This window comes from Streptomyces novaecaesareae, from assembly GCF_000716875.1.
GTDB lineage: Bacteria > Actinomycetota > Actinomycetes > Streptomycetales > Streptomycetaceae > Kitasatospora > Kitasatospora novaecaesareae.
Genome location: NZ_JNWQ01000046.1, coordinates 23,948 through 43,833, shown reverse-complemented (window position 1 = coordinate 43,833; position 19,886 = coordinate 23,948). Strand labels below are relative to the sequence as shown.

Sequence of the window (19,886 nt, the reverse complement as noted above, 5' to 3'; positions counted from 1 at the left end):
CGCGGGCAGCACCAGGGAGACGGCCGGCAGGGAGAGTGCGACGTGACGGCGGAACGGGCGGTCGCGCCGCAGCACACCGGGCCCGTGGGCGGGGAGCCCGACGAAGCCGCCCGACAGCTGTACCTGGCGATCATCGCCCGGGGCGGCCGGATCCCCTGCGGCGGGAACACCGACATCGACCAGGCCGCGCTCCAACAGCTCATCGACATCGGCCTGTTGATGGTCAACCCGATGGACCGCTGCTACACCGCCGTCAGCCCGCGCTCGGTCAGCGACCGCCTCGGCACCGAACTCCGCAGCGAGGCCACCCGGCTGCTGGTCCGTGCCGAGAGCCTCCCCGGCGCCCTGGACGGCCTCACCCGCGCCTACGACGCGATGCCCCGCCCCTCCGGCCCGGCCGGCGGCGCCGTCCACGTCGAAGGGCACGTCCACATCCGCCAGCGGATCTCCCAACTGGCCTCCGACTGCCGCTCCGAGGTCCTCACCGCCCAACCGGGGCACCGCCCCGCCGACACCCTGCAGGTCGCCCTCCTCCAGGACGTCCAACTCCTGCAGCGCGGCTGCTCACTGCGCACCATCTACCAGCCGGTCGCCCTCGTCGACCCGCCCGCCCTCGCCTACGCCGAGGAGGTCACCCGGCACGGCTCGCTCATCCGCGTCCTCGACGAACCCTTCCAACGGCTGATCGTCTTCGACCGCACCGTCGCCGTGATCTCCGCCAGCGACGACAACAGCACCGCCGCCTTCATCAGCGACCCGGCCACCATCGCCTTCCTGGTCGGCGCCTTCGAACGCGACTGGGCGCGCGCCGACACCGCCGAAGCGGCCGTCCTCGGCCAGGGCCCCGCCCGCAGCGTCCCCGACCGGGTCGGCCGGCTGCTCGCCCGCGGCCTCACCCAGCGCGCCGTCGCCACCCGCCTGGGCATCAGCGAACGCACCGTCGCCGCGCACATCTCCCGCCTCCGCGACCGCTACGGCGCCCAGACCCTCTTCCAGCTCGGCTGGCTGATGAGAGGCGCCCGCGATGACCGATGAGGGAGCCGGCGATGCCTGAGCCGCTGGTCCTTCGCATCGCCGACGGTGCCCACAGCGCGGTGAACCCCCGGGCCGTCGGCGAGCGCCTCGGTGCGGACCTGCGCGAGGAGAGCGCCCGCCTGCTCGCCCGTGGGCTCACGCAGCGGGCGATCGCCGGCCGGATGGGGCTGAGCGAGCGGACGGTCGCCGGTCACATCGCCCGGCTGCGTGAGCTGTACGACGCGCAGACGCTGTTCCAACCGGGCCGGCGGATGCGGGGAGCCCGGACGGGGGAGTCCGGTGGGTGAGCGCTGCTCAGCCGGTGGCGGCGCCGGTCGGCCAGTAGCCGGGGACCGGGGGCTGCTGCCGGGGGACGTTGAACTGCTCGCCGGGGGCGGTCCAGAAGCCCTCGCGCAGGGAGAGCGCCATGCCGGCCCAGTCGAGCGCGGTCTCCACCGTGTGGTTGAGGGCCTCCTGCGACCAGGTGTCGTCGAAGACCAGCGGCAGGACGGGGGCGACCTGCTCGATGGTGGCGATCAGCGGGTTGTGGGTGATGGCCTCGTCGACGAGGAGGACTATCGGCTTCCGCAGCGCCGACGCCCAGCCCAGCTCCAAGCTCACGCCGGCCGAGAGCGGTGCTCCCACGTAGGCGAAGACGAGGTCCGCGGACTGCAGGGCGCGGAAGTCGGACGGAACGCGCGGCTCCGGTGCGCGGCCGGAGATGGTCCAGGCGTCGCTGTGGTGCGCGCTGTACACGGCGGCACCGCTGCGGAGCAGGGTGGTGCGCAGCGTCGTCAGCCGCGTCCGGCTGGCGAGCGTCACCACACTGTCCGCCGGGCCGGTCAGCCGCATCAGCGGCGCGGCCAGGAACACTCGTGCACGCCGACCCTCAGGGGCCTGGCTGTCGTGGTGACGCAGGTAGGGCTCGGTCATGTCGACTCCGGGGAAAGGCCGACCGGGTGGGACGTGGTGCCGACGGGCGCTGAGGACAGAGGCTTATCGCGTTAGAGATCCGGGGAGATCTGGGCGAATATTTGACGGTACAGCGGCAAGTTCGCTATCTCCGTGGGACCGTCGGTGGCGAACTGATCGTCTATCAGTGGTCACCGGTGCGTCCAGCGCTTCGCCCTGTCATCTCGATGCCTGGCAGAGAGATGACGCTCCGGAGAGCGACCCGGAGATGACACTCTTGCGGAACGTACGGCATCATGTGGATGCTAGTTCTATTGGCCCCGGTTCGCAGAGCTTCGAGAGTAGGAGGGTGGGTCCGTGTCCGTACGTCGACTCGTCCGTAAGGTTGCGCTTCCGATCCTCATCGGAGTAGCGGTGCTCGCCACCGGCCTTCTCTCCTTCGGTGGGGGGCAGACGGCCGCCACCACCAGTGCGATCGCAGCCGTCGCTGACGACCTGCACTGGAGCTGAATCCGGCATTGACTCCTGATCGCGGCGGCACACGGACGGATCGGATCCGGCGCCGCGGTCGGGATGTCCGGATTCCTCCTTTTTCAGTCGACCTCTGTTTGCGGTGACCGGCCGAGCACGTAGCCGAGCTGGAACAGCGAGTCGACGTTGTACTCCTCTCTCATCTCCGCGATGTGGCGGGCGAGCGTGCGCTCGCTGATCCCGAGCCGGCGCGCGATGGCCCGGTGATTCGTGCCGGAGAGCATGAGGTCGATGATGGTCTGCCGGAGCCTGGACACCACTTGGTGCGGGACGGCCCGGTTGCCGTCGAATTCCAGGGCCCTGCCCCAGCTCCGCTCGAAGACCTCCTCGATCAGGAACGCGATGACGGCCGGATCGTGGATGAAGGCGGCCTGGCTGTAGTCGGAGGCGACCGGGATGACGGCGACGCGGCGATCCACGATGATCAGTCGGGCGTACGGTTCGTCGAGGGTCCGGAACTGCCACCCTTCCGCGGTCAATTGCGCCACGTAGTCACGTGTGGGCTGGTGGTAGCGGGTGCTTGCATGGTAAATCGTCCGCATTGAGGCGCCGTGGCGGAGAATTTCCAGGTCCCGTTCCAGGAATGACGTGAGCATTTCGGCGGGCCTTGGTCCGCCGGGCTGCATGGAGAGTCCTTCCAGGACTCCCGGGGCCGCCGACTGCTGAAGCCTCTGATTAATCAGAGCCTTTCCGTGGACATATTCGACCGAACCGCCCGTGGTGTCCGGGGCGTGGAATGCCTCGGAGAGTTCGTTGAGGTCGGTCGGCAGGGAAACCGCTTTTGACAGCAAATCGAGTGCTTGTCGTTGCCATGTCGAACTCAGGCTGCTGGCGAGTTGAGCCGGATCGGCGGCCAGTAGCGCGCCCGGTTCTTCGCTGTCGGGTATGAGGAGCCCGAGATCGAGCAGTTCTTCCAGAGCGGGGCTTCCGGCCGCCGGGACCGTGTCCTGAATGAGACGACCGTTTTCGTTCACGGCCTGCAGGTAGAGCTTTCGGGCATCCTCGGACAGGATGCGTGACGCGCTGGGTCCAGGCCCTGCGTGCTCTAGCCCACTCATCTTCGGCTCCTAGTGCTGACCGTCAAGTAGTCAACGCGATTGTCGTCTGCTGTGGCAAGGATCTTAGGTGCCGGTCATGGGTCGGCCGACGAGATGCCTTGCCGCAGGTAGATCGACGATTGTTGCCCAGGACAGCACTCTCTCACCGCAAAAGAGCCGCCGGCACCCCCCGAACAGGAGGGGGCCGGCGGCGGTGTCCGTGCGGTGGTGGTCAGCGCTTGGGGCGCCAGACGACGAGCGCGCTGGACTGGGGGGTGGGGGGCTGGTACGGGACGAGGTCGCGGCGGTAGGAGGCGTGGACGGCCGCCTCGCGCTGCTGGAGGGCGGTGGCGGCGCCTTCGAGGGAGTCCACCAGTTCGGCGACGCGGGACTGGAGCGCGGTGACCTGGTTCTCCAGCTCGATGATCCGCTTGATGCCCGCCAGGTTGATGCCCTCGTCCTGGGAGAGCCGCTGGACCTCGCGCAGTTGCTGGATGTCGCGGGCGGAGTAGCGGCGGCCGCGGCCGGCGGTGCGGTCGGGGCAGACGAGGCCGAGGCGGTCGTACTGGCGCAGCGTCTGCGGGTGCAGGCCGGACAGTTCGGCGGCCACGGAGATGACGTACACCGGGGTGTCCTCGGTGAGGACGTACGTCGGCGGGGCGGTGGCGGCCCGGCGGGGCCGGCGGCCGCCGGCCCCGGGCAGGCCTTCGCCGAGACCGGGCCCGATCGTGCCGTCGGGGTTGATCGGATTCATCGGGGACATCTGGTCGTCACGCTCCCTTCGCCGCCCGGAAGAGGGCTGCTCGCGGATCGTCGGAGGCGGTGGCCTCGCGGTACTGCTCAAGGGCGTTCAGCGCGTCGCCGCTGACGTGCTGGGGCACCACGACCTCGACGGTGACGAGGAGGTCGCCGCGGGTGCCGTCCTTGCGGGTGGCGCCCTTGCCGCGGGCGCGCATGGTGAGGCCGTTGGCGCTGCCCGGGGGCAGCTTGAGCTTCACGGCGGGGCCGTTGAGCGTGGGCACCTCGATGGTGGCGCCGAGCGCCGCCTCGGGGAAGGTCACCGGGACGGTGACGGTGAGGTTGTCGCCCTTGCGGCCGAAGACGGGGTGCGGGTCGACGTGCACGGTGACGTAGAGGTCGCCGGGCTGGCCGCCGCGTTCGCCCTGGGCGCCCTTGCCCTTGAGCCGGATGCGCTGGTCGGCCTGGACGCCGGCCGGGATGCGGACCTGCATGGTGCGGGCCGAGCTGGCCCGGCCGCTGCCGTGGCAGTCGGTGCACGGGTCGTCGACGATCATGCCCCGGCCGCGGCAGTCCTTGCACGGCTCGGAGAGGGCGAAGGCGCCCTGGCCGCGGCTGACGGTGCCCGCGCCGACGCAGGTCGGGCAGACCCGCGGGGTGGTGCCGGACTTGGCGCCGGTGCCGTTGCAGGTGCGGCAGGGGGACTGGCTGGTCATCCGCAGCGGGACGGTCGCGCCGTCCACCGCCTCCTCGAAGGAGAGCGTCACCTCGGTCTCGACGTCGGCGCCGCGCCGGGGCTGGGCCTGCCGGGTGCCGCCGCGGTTGAAGAGGCCGCCGAAGACGTCGCCGATCCCGCCGCCGGAGCCGCCGCCCTGAGTGCCGCTGAAGAGGTCGCCGAAGTCGAAGCTGTAGCTGCCGGTGCCGCCGGGGCCGCCGCCGGACCGGAAGCCGCCGTTGGCGAAGAGGCTGCGGGCCTCGTCGTACTCCTTGCGGCGCTTCTCGTCGGAGAGGACGTCGTACGCCTCGGAGATGTCCTTGAACCGCTCCTCGGCCTTGGCGTCACCCTTGTTGGCGTCGGGGTGGAACTCGCGTGCCAGCTTGCGGTAGGTCTTCTTGATCTCGGTGGCGGTGGCGTCCTTGGGCACGCCGAGGACCTTGTAGTAGTCCTTCTCCACGTAGTCCTTGCCACTCATGCGCCCACCTCGCTTCGCTCGGCAGCCGATTCGCGGCACACGCACCTCTTCATGGTTCTCCCCCAGCCTTCGGCCGGGGGGACCCCCATGCTGCGCTCGCTCACGGCTTCCGCCACCTCCCGATGTCCATCGTCACTGCGCTGTCAACAGCAGGGGAAAGCAACGCTGTTGACAGCGCGCTGCGGAGCCGGCCGCCGTACTGGCCGGCGTACGACTCCGCAGCGCACTGGTTGTCAGCTGTCACTGGTTGTCAGCTGTCCGAGCCACCGTCGGACTTGTCCGCCTCGCCGGACTTCGCCTCGGCGTCCGGGGCGGCGGTCGTCTGGGTGCCCGGCTGGGGCTCCGCGACGGCGACCATCGCCGGGCGGATGATCCGCTCGCCGATCCGGTAGCCGGGCTGGAGGATCTGCACGCAGGTGTCCTCGGTGACGTCCGAGGAGTAGCTGTGCATCAGCGCCTCGTGCATGGTCGGGTCGAAGGGCTCGCCCTCCTTGCCGAACTGCTGCAGGCCCAGCTTGGCGACGACCGTCTCCAGGGACTCGGCGACGGACTTGAAGCCGCCCGTCACCTCGCCGTGCTCGCGGGCGCGGCCGATGTCGTCCAGGACCGGGATCAGGGACTCCAGGATGTTGGAGACCGCGATCTCGCGGACGGTCAGCCGGTCGCGCTCGACCCGCTTGCGGTAGTTCTGGTACTCGGCCTGCAGGCGCTGGAGGTCGGCCGTGCGCTCGGCCAACTCGCGCTTGGCGGTGGCGAGTTCCTCCGGGGAGCCCTCGGCGGCACCGGCCGCCGCGGCCTCCTCGGCGGCCTTGATCACGGCCTCTTCGGCGGCGGATTCGTCGCCGGGCTTGCCGCCCTGCGGCTTGTCCGTCATGCCGCACCGCCCTTGGGCTTCTCGTCGTCCACGATCTCGGCGTCGACGACGTCGTCCTCGGCCTTGGCCTGGGCGGAGTCGCCGGCGGCGGCACCGGCCGGGGCGTCGGCGTTGGCGTAGAGCGCCTGGCCGAGCTTCTGCGCGGTGGTGGAGACCTTCTCCGAGGCCTCGCGGATCTTCGCGATGTCCTCGCCCTTCAGGGCCTCCTTGAGCTCGCCGATGGCGGTCTCGACCTCGGTCTTGACGTCGGCCGGGAGCTTGTCGGAGTTGTCGGCGATGAACTTCTCGGTCGAGTAGACGAGCTGCTCGGCGGAGTTGCGGGTCTCGACGGCCTCGCGGCGCTTGTGGTCGTCCTCCGCGTACTGCTCGGCCTCGCGGCGCATGCGGTCGACCTCGTCCTTCGGCAGCGAGGAGCCGCCGGTGACGGTCATCTTCTGCTCCTTGCCGGTGCCGAGGTCCTTGGCGGCCACGTGCATGATGCCGTTGGCGTCGATGTCGAAGGTGACCTCGATCTGCGGCAGGCCGCGCGGCGCCGGCGGCAGGCCGGTCAGCTCGAACATGCCGAGCTTCTTGTTGTACGCCGCGATCTCGCGCTCGCCCTGGTAGACCTGGATCTGCACGGACGGCTGGTTGTCCTCGGCCGTGGTGAAGATCTCGGAGCGCTTGGTGGGGATCGTGGTGTTGCGCTCGATCAGCTTGGTCATGATGCCGCCCTTGGTCTCGATGCCGAGGGACAGCGGGGTGACGTCGAGCAGCAGGACGTCCTTGACCTCACCCTTGAGGACACCGGCCTGGAGCGAGGCGCCGATGGCGACGACCTCGTCCGGGTTGACGCCCTTGTTGGCGTCCTTGCCGCCGGTCAGCTCGCGGACGAGCTCGGCGACGGCCGGCATGCGGGTCGAGCCGCCGACGAGGACGACGTGGTCGATCTCGGAGAGCGAGATGCCGGCGTCCTTGATCACGTTGTGGAACGGGATCTTGCAGCGCTCCAGCAGGTCGGAGGTCAGCTGCTGGAACTGGGCGCGGGTGAGCTTCTCGTCCAGGTGCAGCGGGCCCTCGGCGGAGGCCGTGATGTAGGGCAGGTTGATCGAGGTCTCGGAGGACGAGGACAGCTCGATCTTGGCCTTCTCGGCGGCCTCGCGCAGACGCTGCAGGGCCATCTTGTCCTTGGACAGGTCGACGCCGTGGCCGCCCTGGAAGGTCTTGACCAGGTGGTCGACGATCTTCTGGTCCCAGTCGTCGCCACCGAGGTGGTTGTCACCGTTGGTGGCCTTCACCTCGACGACCCCGTCGCCGATCTCCAGCAGGGAGACGTCGAAGGTGCCGCCGCCGAGGTCGAAGACCAGGATGGTCTGGTCGTCCTTGTCGAGGCCGTACGCCAGGGCGGCCGCGGTCGGCTCGTTGACGATGCGCAGGACGTTGAGGCCCGCGATCTCACCGGCCTCCTTGGTGGCCTGGCGCTCGGAGTCCGAGAAGTACGCCGGGACGGTGATGACGGCGTCGGTGACGGTCTCGCCCAGGTAGGCCTCGGCGTCCCGCTTCAGCTTCTGCAGGATGAAGGCGCTGATCTGCTGCGGGTTGAAGTCCTTGCCGTCCAGGTTGATCTTCCACCCGGTGCCCATGTGGCGCTTGACCGAGCGGATGGTGCGGTCGACGTTGGTGACCGCCTGGCGCTTGGCCACCTCGCCGACCAGGACCTCGCCGTTCTTCGCGAAAGCGACGACGGACGGCGTGGTCCGCGCGCCCTCGGCGTTCGTGATGACGGTGGGCTCGCCACCCTCCAGAACGCTGACGACCGAGTTCGTCGTACCGAGGTCGATGCCGACCGCGCGTGCCATCGTAGATACCTCCACGGAAGAGTTGAGCTTTACAGGCTCAAGGATGCATGACCGGGCGGGCAGCGTCAACAGCTATGAGTGTGAGCCGCTCAACTTTGCTGAGCCCGGACCCCTCGGCGGCGCGCGGTGAGGGTGGAGTTACGTGACTGCCGCCATAGCCTGGGAATCTTCTGGAGAACTGTTGACGACCGGTAATGTCCGGGCCGTCGGCCCGGCAAGTTACCGACGAGTACACTTTCTTCAGGATCCCCAGAGACAGCCCAACAGGAAGCCGCAGGAGACGGAGAGCCGATGCAGCTAGCAGCGATCGTCATCTCGCTGGTCACCTTCGTGATCGGCACCGCGCTCGCCCTTCGTGCGGCGTGGCACATCTTTAAGGTGGTGCTGGCCGGCGCGCCGGACTCCACCCGTTTCGGCAAGCCCGCCCAGCGCGTGAAGACCGTCGCCGTCGAGTTCGTCGGTCACACCAGGATGAACCGCTGGGGGATCGTCGGCATCGCCCACTGGTTCGTCGCCGTCGGCTTCTTCAGCCTGGTGCTGACCATCGTCAACGCGATGGGCCAGCTCTTCGACGCCGAGTGGGAACTGCCGATCATCGGCCACTGGATGATCTGGCAGCTCTTCGTCGAGCTCGTCGGCACCCTGACCACGCTGGGCATCGCGACCCTGATCGTGATCCGGCTGATGAGCCTGCCGTCCAGGTCGGGCCGCAAGTCCCGGTTCGCCGGCTCGATCGCCTGGCAGGCCTTCTACGTCGAGTACACGATCCTCGGCATCGGCCTCTGCATCCTGATGCTGCGCGCGCTGGAGGGCGCCCTGGCCGGCGTCGACTCGTACGGCCCGGAGCACCTGGTCTCGTACCCGATCGTCTCCGCGCTCGGCGGGCTGTCGCACGGCACCCTGGAGAACCTGGTCTACCTGTTCGCGATGCTGAAGATCTGCATCTCGTTCGCGTGGGCGATCACCATCGGCCTCAACCCCTCGATGGGTGTGGCCTGGCACCGCTTCCTCGGCTTCTTCAACATCTACTTCAAGCGCGAGGAGGACGGCGGCACCGCGCTCGGCGCCCTGCGCCCGATGACCAGCAAGGGCCAGCCGATCGACTTCGAGGACCCGGCCGAGGACGCCGTTTTCGGCGTCTCCCAGGTCGAGCACTTCTCCTGGAAGGGCATCCTCGACTTCTCCACCTGCACCGAGTGCGGCCGCTGCCAGTCGCAGTGCCCGGCCTGGAACACCGGCAAGCCGCTCTCCCCGAAGCTGCTGATCATGAGCCTGCGCGAGCACGCCTACGGCAAGGCGCCGTACCTGCTGGCCGGCGGCGGCAAGGACGTGGAGGGCAACGAGCAGGCCACCTCCGAGCAGCTCAAGGACGTCCCGGTGGCCGCCCTGGCCGAGGCCGAGCGCCCGCTGATCGGCACCGCCGACGAGAACGGCGTCATCGACCCGGACGTCCTGTGGTCCTGCACCACCTGCGGCGCCTGCGTCGAGCAGTGCCCGGTGGACATCGAGCACATCGACCACATCGTCGACATGCGCCGCTACCAGGTGATGATCGAGAGCAACTTCCCGACCGAGGCCGGGACGATGCTCAAGAACCTGGAGAACAAGGGCAACCCGTGGGGCATGGCCACCAAGGCCCGCCTGGACTGGGTCAAGGAGCTCAAGAAGGAGACCGGCATCGAGGTGCCGGTGATCGGCGAGGACATCGACCCCGCCGAGGTCGAGTACCTCTACTGGGTCGGCTGCGCCGGCGCCCTGGAGGACCGCGCCAAGAAGACCACCAAGGCCTTCGCCGAGCTGCTGCACACCGCGGGCGTGAAGTTCGCGATCCTCGGCAAGGAGGAGACCTGCACCGGTGACTCCCCGCGCCGCCTGGGCAACGAGTTCCTGTTCCAGATGCTCGGCGCGCAGAACGTCGAGACCCTGAACGCCGCGCTGGAGGACGCCCCGACCAAGCGGATCGTGGCCACCTGCCCGCACTGCTTCAACACCATCGCCAACGAGTACCCGCAGCTGGGCGGCCACTTCGAGGTCATCCACCACACCCAGCTGCTGCAGCACCTGATCGACGAGGGCAAGCTCGTCCCGGTCAACCCGGTCGAGGGCCTGATCACCTACCACGACCCCTGCTACCTGGGCCGCCACAACAAGGTCTACAGCCCGCCGCGCGAGATCATGGACAAGGTCCCCGGCCTGCGCCAGCAGGAGATGCACCGCCACAAGGAGCGCGGCTTCTGCTGCGGCGCCGGTGGTGCCCGGATGTGGATGGAGGAGCGCATCGGCAAGCGGATCAACACCGAGCGCGTGGACGAGGCGCTGTCGCTCAACCCCGACATCGTCTCCACCGCCTGCCCGTTCTGCCTGGTGATGCTCTCCGACTCGGTCAACGGCAAGAAGAACGAGGGCGCGGCCAAGGAGCACCTGAAGGTGGTCGACGTGGCCCAGCTGCTGCTCGACTCGGTGAAGGCCACCCCGCCGGCCGAGACCGAGGGCCGGCCGGAGACGGTGGACGCGTAGCGGTCCGCCGCCCGACAGGCCGCTGTCCGACGGCCTTCTGTTCGACAGTTCTGCTACAACTGCCCGGCCCGGTGGACGCCGTCAACGCGCCTACCGGGCCGGGCAGTTGGCGTCGGAGCCGACGTCCGGCGGGACGGCGGCCGGACGGCGCGTGACGCCAATCGCACGGGCGCCGGACGGGCATTCGGTTGGAAGGAAATACAGTAGGCGCCGGACCGGCTCCGCGCCGGTCCTCCCGCTCCGGCCGCAGGGCCGGACGGGGACCGACCCGGCCGGCCGGCCGGGTCCAGACCACCGACGGAGGTATCGGCCGCCAGGGCCGGGCCGCAGAGACCACAAGGGGAACAGCGCAGACCATGACCGAGGCGATCATGCTGGTCGGTGGTAAGGGCACGCGACTGCGTCCGCTGACCACCCATACCCCCAAGCCCATGCTGCCGGTGGCAGGCGTCCCGTTCATCGCGCACCAGCTGGCCCGCGCGGCCGCCGCCGGTGTCACCCGCGTCGTGCTGGCCACCTCGTACCTGGCCGAGGTGTTCGAGGACCACTTCCAGGACGGCACCCCGTACGGCATCGAACTGGTCTACCTGACCGAGCGCGAGCCGCTCGGCACCGGCGGGGCCATCCGCAACGCGGCCTCCGGTCTCACCTGCGGCCCGGACGAGCCCGTCCTGGTCTTCAACGGCGACATCCTCTCCGGCGTCGACATCGCCGCCCTGCGCGACGGCCACGTGGCCGCCGGGGCCGACGTCACCCTGCACCTCACCCGGGTCGAGGACCCGCGCGCCTTCGGCCTCGTCCCGACCGACGAGCACGGGCGGGTGCTGGAGTTCCTGGAGAAGCCGGAGACCCCGGAGCAGATCGTCACCGACCAGATCAACGCCGGCTGCTACGTCTTCACCCGGTCCGTGATCGACCGCATCCCGGCCGGCCGGGAGGTGTCCGTCGAGCGCGAGACCTTCCCCGAGCTGCTGGCCACCGGCGCGCTGCTGCGCGGCGTCGTCGACACCTCGTACTGGCTGGACCTCGGCACCCCGGGCGCCTTCGTCCGGGGCTCGGCCGACCTGGTGCTCGGCAAGGTCAACTCCCCGGCCGTCCCCGGGCCGACCGGCGACGCCCTGCTGCTGCCCGGCGCCACCGTCCACCCCGGCGCGGTGCTCAGCGGCGGCACCGTGGTCTCCGAGGAGGCGGTGGTCGAGGCCGGCGCGATCGTCGAGGGCAGCGTGATCCTGCCGGGCGCGGTGATCGGCCCGGACACCCTCGTCAAGGACTCGATCGTGGGCGCCTACGCGACCATCGGCGACCGCTCGGCGCTGGACGGCGCCGTGATCGGCGACGGCGCGATCGTGGAGTCGGACAACGAGCTGCCGAACGGCATCCGGATCGCCTGCGGCACCCTGCTGCCGGTCGGCGCCGTCCGCACCTCGGCCGGCCCGGGGGGCTGCCCGGCCGGCACCAGCGCGGCGGCCGCGGTGCACGGGCCGTCGGTCAGCGCCCAGCGGTAACGGGGCCTCCCGTTTCCCGCCCCGTTCCCCGTCCCGCTTGCTGACGCCGCGGGGCGGCTTTCGGCCCCGTTCGTCTCAGCCTCGCTGCAAACCGGCCCCGGCTTCGTCCGGGGCCGACGAGGACTGGGCCGGACGGGTACCTTCGGAGCGTGGCTGGTAATCGATACGACAGCGGTCAGGGCGCCGACCGTCCGCACGGCGGGTGGTCGGCCCCTCCGCCACCGGCGGGGGCGCCCGGGGGGCACGGACGCACGGACGGGCCGGAGTACTTCACGGCCCCGCACCCGGCAGCGCCCGGGCAGCCGGCGGGCAACGGGCACGACCCGTACGGGGCGGACCACCCCGGCAACACCCGGGCCTTCCCGGTCGGCGACCCGTACGCGGGCAGCGGCCCGTACGGTCAGCAGCCGCTCCAGCAGGGGCCCTACCCGGAGCACCCGGACCAGGACTACGCCGCCTACGGTTCCTACGGCTCCCACGGCTCCTACGGCTCCTACGACGACGGCTACGGGCAGCAGCCGCCGCCGTACGGCCAGGACCAGGGGTACGGCCACGACCAGGCGTATGGCCAGGAGCAGGGGTACGGCCAGGAGCAGGGGTACGGCCAGGACAACGTCGCGGTCTACCGCGCCGGCGGCCAGTCCGCCCCGCACGTCGCCGGCCCCCGCCCGCACTGGCGCGAGCTGTTCGTCGGCCTGTTCCGCAGCCCGACCGCGATGTTCGACCGCACCCGCGACCACCAGGTCTGGCTGCCCGCCCTCACCGTCTCGCTGCTGTACGGCGCGCTCGCGGTGCTCGGCATCGGGCTGACCCACGACGACATCGTCAACTCGACCTTCACCGTGGCGCTGACCGGCATCCTCGCCGCCGCCGTCGGCTTCACCGTGGCCGGCGCGATCTTCGGCGGGGTCACCTACGCGCTGGCCCGCCAGCTGGGCGGCGACGGCCCGTGGAAGTCCACCGTCGGCCTGGCCGCGCTGATCGGCTGGCTGACCGACGCGCCCCGGCTCCTGCTCGACCTGGTGCTGCCCTCCGGCAGTGCCGTCGTCCAGGTCGTCGGCTGGGCGACCTGGATGCTCTGCGCCTTCCTGCTGACCAGCATGGTCCGGCGGCTGCACGACCTGCCCTGGGGCAAGGCCGCCGCCGCCTCGGCGCTGCAACTGCTCGCGCTGCTGGTACTGATCAAGCTGCCGACCCTGGGCTGACGGGCGAAGGGCAGAATGGTGGGCGGGCCGCGGCCGAGTGCCGGGGCCCGCCGACCCTCTTCGTCCCGAGTGCACCGGAGCCAGGCATGACCCTCCCCACCACCCACGTCAGCTTCCCGGCCGGGGCGGTGACCGGCGAGTCCCCGGTGCTCGCGGTGCACCCGCTGGCCGACGGCCGCTACGCCGTCGTCACCGAGGCGACCCCGTTCCATCCGCTCGACCACACCTGGCCCGACCAGCCGGCCGACCACGGCACCCTCACCGTGGACGGCACCGAGCTGGCCGTGGTCGACTGCCTGACCGGCGCCGTCGGCCCGGAGGACGACGCCCTGCTCGTCGGCGCCGACATCCCGGTGCGGCGCGGCGACGAGGAGTGGTCCTGGCTGGTCCTGCACGTCCTCGGCACCGACCCCGGCGACATCGTCGGCCGCACCGCCGCGCTCGCCGTCGACGCCGACCGCCGGGGCGCCCTCAGCGCCTCGCACAGCGGCTGCCACCTGCTCGCCCTCGCCCTCAACGCCGCGCTCGCCCCGCGCTGGCGCAAGGACCCGGGCCGCTCGGACGCCTTCGGCAACCCGGACTTCGACAGCCTCGCGATGGCCGGCTCGGTGATGGACACCGAGGCCAGCACCGACACCTACCGGCTCGGCAAGTCGCTGAAGAAGAAGGGCTTCACGGTGGACGCCACCGAGGAGTTCCCCGCCCTGGCCGACGCGCTGCCTGCCCTCACCGAGGCCGTCAACGACCGGCTCGCGGCCTGGGTCGCCGCCGACGCCCCGGTCCGCATCGAGGTGCCCGGCCCCGAGCTCACCGCCCGCCGGCAGTGGCACTGCGAGCTGCCCGAGGGCGGCGCGCAGATCTTCTGCGGCGGCACCCACCTGCACCACCTCGGCGAGCTGGCCGAACTCCGCACCGAGCTGCGGCTCTCCGAGGACGGCACCGAGCTGGTCGCCGTCACCAGCCCCAAGCGGGCCTGAGAACGCCGCGGGCGGCCACCCCTCGCGGTGAGGGGTGGCCGCCCGTCTGCGTGCGCTCTGGGTGCCTTCGGCTCGTCCCGGCTCAGATCTCGGTGCGGTGGAAGTTCAGGTACGAGCGGGACGGCGTCGGGCCGCGCTGGCCCTGGTAGCGCGAGCCGTAACGCTCCGAGCCGTACGGGTGCTCCGACGGCGAGGAGAGCCGGAACAGGCAGAGCTGCCCGATCTTCATGCCCGGGTACAGCTTGATCGGCAGCGTCGCGACGTTCGACAGCTCCAGCGTCACGTGGCCGCTGAACCCGGGGTCGATGAAGCCCGCGGTGGAGTGGGTGAGCAGGCCCAGCCGGCCCAGGCTCGACTTGCCCTCCAGCCGGGACGCCACGTCCTCGGGCAGCGTGATGACCTCGTACGTCGAGGCCAGCACGAACTCGCCGGGGTGCAGGATGAACGCCTCGTCCCCGTCCGGCTCGACCAGCCGGGTCAGGTCCGGCTGCTCCTCGGAGGGGTCGATGTGCGGGTACTTGTGGTTCTCGAACACGCGGAAGAAGCGGTCGAGGCGCACGTCGATACTCGACGGCTGGATCATCGCCGGGTCGAACGGGTCGATGGAGACCCGGCCCAGGTCGATTTCGGTCCGGATGTCCTTGTCAGAGAGCAGCACGCTTCGAGGTTACGTGCAAGAAAGGGCCCCGGACGAATCCGCCCGGGGCCCACCCGCCCGTCCGCCGACCGTCAGGCCAGGAACTCCGCGGCCTCCAGCCGCATCGCCTGCGCCAGTTGCGGCTCCGACAGCTCCCGCACGTCGGCCAGCACCGAGCTCCGGAGCCGTCCGCACTGCGGACAGCGGATCAACCGCCCGGGCCCGAGCCGGCCGGGACCGAGGTTCTGCATCGGGAACGTGGTGGTGCTGAACAGGTGCCCCTCGGCACAACGAACGACGGCGCGCTGCTCCATCGATCCCCTTCCCATCCCTAACCCAGTACTCACCCGTACTCACACGCCCCGGCGGCCGAGCCCCGGGACAGCGTCACATTAGGGGATGTTCCGGACATTCCTCACCGTGGCTCGCCGCCCCCAGTCCCACCCGCCGGAGCACTCGCACGCGGCCCACACAGTACGCCCCCGCACCCACCCCCACCCGCTCCGCCGCACCCACGGACCCCTTGTGCAACCACAGTCGCGAATGGGGTACAGTGGCACTGGATCGAGCGGTCTCTGACGGCTCATCAGGCGGGCGTAGTTTAATGGTAGAACATGAGCTTCCCAAGCTTAGAGCGCGAGTTCGATTCTCGTCGCCCGCTCCATACCGAAAGCCGCAGGTCATACGACCTGCGGCTTTCGCGTTGTCCGGGCCAATCCGACTCTGCCGTGCCAGATGCGTGCCAGAAGGCCCTTGGCTGAGCAGCGCAGCGACCAGTGAGCGGGCGCTGCTTGAGTCGGGCGTGCCGTGCGGGCCAGGTTGAGGTGCCCCGGCGATCGGGGAGTGCGCGGTCAGGACTGCCGCTGCGATAGGGCGACTCTGGGATCAGGTCCATGATCTTTGGATACTGTTTCCATTAAATATGTTCGGGGGCGGACTTGAGCAATGCAGGCCTGGTGCACCAGGTGCGGATGTTGCGGGCGGGGGCCGGGGATCCGTCGGTGATGCTGGCGCAGTTTCGGCTCAGTGCGGTGCTGGTGCCGTTGTGGGGTGATGAGACGGTGTGGACGGCGGACGAGGGGGGTCTGCGGTGGATCTTCGCGTTCTCGTCCGCGGAGGAGCTGGCAGCGTTCGTGCGGTCGAAGGGACTGCCGCTGGACGGGTTCCCGTACATGACCGTGTTCGGTAGCCGGTTGTTGGATGTGGCAGTGCCGGGGCTTGGTGTTCCAGGGGGGATCGCGCTGGATGTGGCGGGGAAGGAGCCGATGCTCTTTCCGCCAGTGCGGGGGATCGTGCCGGACGAGGTGGCCCTGGACGGGCCGGTGACGATGGGGGGTGTGGGCGTTGGGTGAGGGCTATCAGGCGGATCCAGAGGCGTTGAAGCTGGTGGCGGACGGCCTCAACGGGGTGATCGCCGAGCTGAAGTCGATCGGTATGGCCGGGATCGCGGAGGGTGGGCGCGGATTCACCGAGCTGGAACTGGGCGGGATGGAGGCCGGCGACTACGAGCTGTCGACGACGTTCGGGGAGTTCTGCGAGCGCTGGAACTGGGCGGTCAGGTCGCTGGTGGTGAAGGGCTCGGACACGGCGAGCAAGATCGGCCTGGCGGCCGGCACCTACTACGAGCAGGAGCAGTACGCGAGCGGGCTGTCGAAGGACGTCGTGGCCGGCGTGATCGGCAACCCCCACCTGACCGAGGAACAGGTCGAGCACGAGTCGTGGTCGCAGGTGTGGGGCGACAACCCGATCAACGACATCATGCACCCGGACTACTCAGGCAAGTCGTTCGACAAGGCCGAAGCCGACATCAAGCAGCAGTGGCAGAAGGCGGCCCAGGACGCGGTCCAGAAACCTGGCATCGTCAACATGACGCTGACCGCGACGGTCGGCCCCGTCCCGCCGGCCGCGGAGAAGTGACGTCGTGGGATTCCTCGGAGACGCCCTGGACTTCGTCGACGACGCCGTCGACAGCGGGACGAAATTCGTCGCCAAGGGCCTGCAGAAAGGCGGGCACCTGGCTGGAGAGGCACTCGACGCGGCCGGCCTGCACGGCGCCGGACAGACCGTCAGTGGCTGGGGCGACGACATCGCCGACGACGCCGGCCTCAAGGTAGCCGAACGCAACCTCGGTCAGAGTGACGACCCGAAGGAACTGTTGCACGGCGACGCCAAGAAGCTGAACGAGGTCGCCGGTCACCTGCAGAAGTTCCACGACGCGTTCGACAAGGGCGGCCAGGGCCTGACCCGGCTGGACATCGACCACTGGTCCGGAGAGGCCGCTGACAATTTCCGCCGGGAGTTCGACCCGCAGCCCAAGCAGTGGCTGGCGGCGGCGGATTCCTTCGCGAAGGCCGGCGCCGCCCTGACCGCTTACGCCCACACGGTCGGCTGGGCGCAGGATCAAGCCAAGGACGCCGTCCGGATCTGGAAGGAGGCGCAGAAGAAGACGGACGCCGCCGCGAAGACCTTCATGAACGACGCGATGACCTACGACCTGCGGCTGAAGGCGTACAACGCGACGCCGGTCGACCAGCGCCAGGGGAACCCGCCGGCCAACCCCGGCGAGTTCAAGCCCCCTGCGGACGCGGTCGCCCAGTTCAAGGAGGCCGAGGACAAGCTGGACACCGCCCGCACCCAGCGTGACTCGGCCGCCCGCACGGCACTGGCGACTGTCAAGGCGCTCGTGGAGTCCGCCCCGGCGATGCCGAGCCGGACGGAGATCCTCAAGGCCGACGTGATGGACACCGCAACCTCGGTCCCGCAGCTCGCCGTCCACTTCGGCGGCGGAGTCGTGAAGAGCGTTGTCGACCTGAACAAGCTCCTGCGCAGCGTGAACCCGCTCGACCCCTACAACATCACGCACCCCGCCGAGTACGCCACGGGTCTCTCTGGCCTCGTAGCCGGTCTGGGTACAGCCGCCAACAACCCAGCCGAGGCCGTCAAGGGCCTCGTCGGCAGCGGCTGGGGCTCCGACCCGGCCGAAGCCGCCGGCAAACTCTTCGGCAACCTGCTACTCGCCCCCGAAACCGGAGGCGGCAGTGTCGCGGTCTCCGCAGCCGAACGCGAAGCCGTCGCCGTGGCCGAGAACGCAGCCAAGGACACCGCCAAGGAGGCCGCCGAAAATGCAGCGCGGGAGGCTGCGGAGAAGGCCGCACGTGACGCTGGCAGGACCGAAGCGGCCGTGACTCCGGTGGACATCGAGAAGATCGATGTCGGTGCGCGCGGATACAAACCCGTTTGGCGTGAGAGCTCTGAGCCGCTGTGGCGCTACGACGATCGGCACCCAGACGAGATATTCGGGGACGGGAGCCCCGGCTTCAAGCCGCAGAACAACGACAATTACAGTCTCTGGGGGTATGCGCAGGCAAACCGTGAGTCAATATTCGTGGGTGCGACCCGGGATCCTGCCTACAGCCTTCCGAGGAATTTCAAGTACGAGATCGATGCTCCCGGTGGTATTGACATAAACAAGACACTTGAGGATTTCGACTACAACCACGCCCATGAGAGCGAGATCGCTTTCCCTGGCGGCGTCAAGGCTGAAAATGTCAAGGGCGCCTGGCGATTGGATGACAATAGGAGTCCAGTCGAGTGGATCCCGAACCCGCGATATAAACCTGCTCACGGGGTCAACCCGGCCGCGCCTTAGTCTCGGGTGGTCCGGCAGTTCGATTAGTGGTTTGAAAGGTAGGATGGGCAGTGCATTATGGCCCGGTCAATCCCCCGATCGCCGAGGCCCTACGTGCCGAGGCTCGCCGTCGGCGCGGGGGCTGGATTTATACGATCGATCCGGCTTGTGATCCGAACGGAGAGGTGCCCAGCTACGCGGTAATGGGTGGCTGGCAGGTCGACTCCAACGGAGAACTGGTTCGTTTTCGGCACAACCCGAACTACCGACCTTCGCCACAGTCGCGAGGCTGGTCGAGACCAGAGAATGTAGCGGAGGAAGCGCTCCAGTGGGCGGCAGCTGGGTACGGCAGCGAGGAGGCTTTGAAGGCGGCACTCCTCGATTCCGACCTGCTTCTGTTTGCGCAACCGGGTCACCTGAATCTCCATGTCATGCCGGGCGCGGACGGACCGGACATCCTGGAGGCGTGCACGTCGGAGCGCTACCTGCCGCCGCATTGGCCGGGAGCAATGAGGTTGACAGGGCGGCAGCTTACCGAGATGACACGTGGGCTGGATCTGCGCATCAATCCGGGTGCCGTTCCCTCGGTCACACTTTCCCTGGATGACTTGGCCGGCTGATAGGCGACCAGCGCGTCCCGCTCAGTAGTACCTGGCCGCGTCCTTCACGGGTTCCCGCAGCGATTCGGGCAGGAGCGGGTTGTCTCGCCAAACCTCAAGCATCTCAAGAACGATTCGCCATGCCCGAGTTGCAGCCTGGACTGCTTCGGGCGTAGCCCGCTCCTTCCCGAGTAGAGCGACGTAGCCGATGGCCATCCGGTCCCATGCGAGATAGATGGAGTTCACTGCTGGACCGAGCTTCTGCCCGCGCTGCTCGAGCTCTGCTTGTCGTTCGAGGTTCCGCACGAACGCTCGCAGATCGCTGTACTGCGTTTCCGTGGGCAGGTAAGGCTCGTTGCTCATCGAAGAAGCTCCATGGGCTGGTCGGAGGCCATGAAGGATACTGAGTTCACGACTGAGGCTGTCACGCGAGTCGGTCGACGGGGCGGTAGGCAGCACCTGAGGTGGCGGGCAGAAGTAGGAGCGAGCCGACGGAAGCGGTGCCCGGCCGGCGGGAGACTGGCCGGGCACCACCTACCGCTGGCGGCTGGGCCTCGCAGACCTCCGCTGTAGTGTCGGAGGTAGCTCGTGTGCGGCGGGCGCTTCGGATCTCGACGACGGCGGTCTCCGTGATCGACCTGAGCAGCCGCTAGGACTTGGCGGAGGTGGTCTTCTCCGCCG

Annotated in this window: 18 protein-coding genes, 1 tRNA gene and 1 pseudogene; 11 read left to right on the top strand and 9 right to left on the bottom strand. The window is 69.4% G+C overall.

All coding sequences use genetic code 11. From position 1 onward, the window contains the following. The first annotated feature begins 42 nt into the window (after positions 1-42). The gene (locus OP86_RS19095) at positions 43-1,035 is read left to right on the top strand and encodes a helix-turn-helix domain-containing protein (protein ID WP_030056603.1); all 993 of its coding nucleotides are present in this window, start codon (positions 43-45) and stop codon (positions 1,033-1,035) included. A gap of 11 nt (positions 1,036-1,046) precedes the next feature. Continuing rightward, on the top strand, positions 1,047-1,322 hold the full coding sequence (locus OP86_RS38195) for a helix-turn-helix domain-containing protein (protein ID WP_158707014.1): 276 nt from the start codon (positions 1,047-1,049) through the stop codon (positions 1,320-1,322). A 7-nt stretch (positions 1,323-1,329) separates the two neighbouring features. Here the strand turns inward: OP86_RS38195 and OP86_RS33665 are convergent, their stop codons facing one another. From OP86_RS33665 to dnaK, 6 genes are all read right to left on the bottom strand, one after another. After that, positions 1,330-1,947: a TIR domain-containing protein gene (locus tag OP86_RS33665; protein ID WP_051709310.1), complete on the bottom strand. Its 618-nt coding sequence runs from the start codon at positions 1,945-1,947 to the stop codon at positions 1,330-1,332. Between the two features lie 572 nt (positions 1,948-2,519). Beyond that, entirely contained in the window at positions 2,520-3,515 is a 996-nt protein-coding gene (locus tag OP86_RS35945) for a helix-turn-helix domain-containing protein (protein ID WP_051834181.1), read from the bottom strand. 211 nt (positions 3,516-3,726) lie between these two features. Beyond that, positions 3,727-4,257, bottom strand: a complete 531-nt coding sequence (locus OP86_RS19075; RefSeq protein ID WP_199815154.1) for a heat shock protein transcriptional repressor HspR — start codon at positions 4,255-4,257, stop codon at positions 3,727-3,729. A 7-nt stretch (positions 4,258-4,264) separates the two neighbouring features. Next, positions 4,265-5,425: a molecular chaperone DnaJ gene (gene dnaJ, locus OP86_RS19070; protein WP_030255855.1), complete on the bottom strand. Its 1,161-nt coding sequence runs from the start codon at positions 5,423-5,425 to the stop codon at positions 4,265-4,267. Between the two features lie 250 nt (positions 5,426-5,675). After that, entirely contained in the window at positions 5,676-6,299 is a 624-nt protein-coding gene (gene grpE / locus OP86_RS19065; RefSeq protein WP_030056610.1) for a nucleotide exchange factor GrpE, read from the bottom strand. Then, the gene (dnaK, locus tag OP86_RS19060; protein WP_030056611.1) at positions 6,296-8,137 is read right to left on the bottom strand and encodes a molecular chaperone DnaK; all 1,842 of its coding nucleotides are present in this window, start codon (positions 8,135-8,137) and stop codon (positions 6,296-6,298) included. The genes grpE and dnaK overlap by 4 nt, the downstream gene beginning before the upstream one ends. 291 nt (positions 8,138-8,428) lie before the next feature. Between dnaK and OP86_RS19055 the strand changes: the two genes are divergently transcribed. The 4 genes and pseudogenes from OP86_RS19055 to OP86_RS19040 all read left to right on the top strand — a co-directional run bounded on the left by OP86_RS19055 (position 8,429) and on the right by OP86_RS19040 (position 14,341). Next, positions 8,429-10,654 carry a (Fe-S)-binding protein gene (locus OP86_RS19055; RefSeq protein ID WP_030056612.1) on the top strand — a complete coding sequence of 742 codons (2,226 nt, stop codon included), beginning with the start codon at positions 8,429-8,431 and terminating at the stop codon, positions 10,652-10,654. 356 nt (positions 10,655-11,010) lie between these two features. Continuing rightward, positions 11,011-12,084: pseudogene (gene manB, locus OP86_RS19050) on the top strand (mannose-1-phosphate guanylyltransferase); the annotation flags it as partial. A gap of 224 nt (positions 12,085-12,308) precedes the next feature. Next, complete coding sequence (locus OP86_RS19045; RefSeq protein WP_030056614.1) at positions 12,309-13,364, top strand: Yip1 family protein; 1,056 nt, start codon at positions 12,309-12,311, stop codon at positions 13,362-13,364. 86 nt (positions 13,365-13,450) lie between these two features. Then, positions 13,451-14,341, top strand: a complete 891-nt coding sequence (locus OP86_RS19040; RefSeq protein WP_030056615.1) for an alanyl-tRNA editing protein — start codon at positions 13,451-13,453, stop codon at positions 14,339-14,341. An 82-nt stretch (positions 14,342-14,423) separates the two neighbouring features. Here the strand turns inward: OP86_RS19040 and dcd are convergent, their stop codons facing one another. Beyond that, positions 14,424-14,999: a dCTP deaminase gene (dcd, locus tag OP86_RS19035; protein WP_030056616.1), complete on the bottom strand. Its 576-nt coding sequence runs from the start codon at positions 14,997-14,999 to the stop codon at positions 14,424-14,426. Positions 15,000-15,070: 71 nt separating this feature from the next. Further along, positions 15,071-15,292 carry a hypothetical protein gene (locus OP86_RS19030; protein ID WP_030056617.1) on the bottom strand — a complete coding sequence of 74 codons (222 nt, stop codon included), beginning with the start codon at positions 15,290-15,292 and terminating at the stop codon, positions 15,071-15,073. Between the two features lie 276 nt (positions 15,293-15,568). Between OP86_RS19030 and OP86_RS19025 the strand changes: the two genes are divergently transcribed. The 5 genes from OP86_RS19025 (at position 15,569) to OP86_RS35940 (ending at position 19,226) form a co-directional block, all read left to right on the top strand. Continuing rightward, a tRNA-Gly gene (locus tag OP86_RS19025) sits at positions 15,569-15,642 on the top strand. A gap of 274 nt (positions 15,643-15,916) precedes the next feature. Beyond that, positions 15,917-16,330, top strand: a complete 414-nt coding sequence (locus OP86_RS19020; RefSeq protein ID WP_234434801.1) for a hypothetical protein — start codon at positions 15,917-15,919, stop codon at positions 16,328-16,330. Next, positions 16,323-16,895, top strand: a complete 573-nt coding sequence (locus tag OP86_RS19015; RefSeq protein ID WP_157849782.1) for a hypothetical protein — start codon at positions 16,323-16,325, stop codon at positions 16,893-16,895. The genes OP86_RS19020 and OP86_RS19015 overlap by 8 nt, the downstream gene beginning before the upstream one ends. Positions 16,896-16,899: 4 nt before the next feature. Next, positions 16,900-18,627: a putative T7SS-secreted protein gene (locus OP86_RS19010; protein ID WP_030056620.1), complete on the top strand. Its 1,728-nt coding sequence runs from the start codon at positions 16,900-16,902 to the stop codon at positions 18,625-18,627. Between the two features lie 50 nt (positions 18,628-18,677). Continuing rightward, on the top strand, positions 18,678-19,226 hold the full coding sequence (locus OP86_RS35940; protein WP_106973452.1) for a type VII secretion system-associated protein: 549 nt from the start codon (positions 18,678-18,680) through the stop codon (positions 19,224-19,226). Positions 19,227-19,247: 21 nt separating this feature from the next. Here the strand turns inward: OP86_RS35940 and OP86_RS19000 are convergent, their stop codons facing one another. Further along, positions 19,248-19,568 (bottom strand): hypothetical protein, encoded by a 321-nt coding sequence (locus OP86_RS19000; protein WP_030056622.1) that lies wholly within the window; start codon positions 19,566-19,568, stop codon positions 19,248-19,250. Between the last annotated feature and the right edge of the window lie 318 nt (positions 19,569-19,886).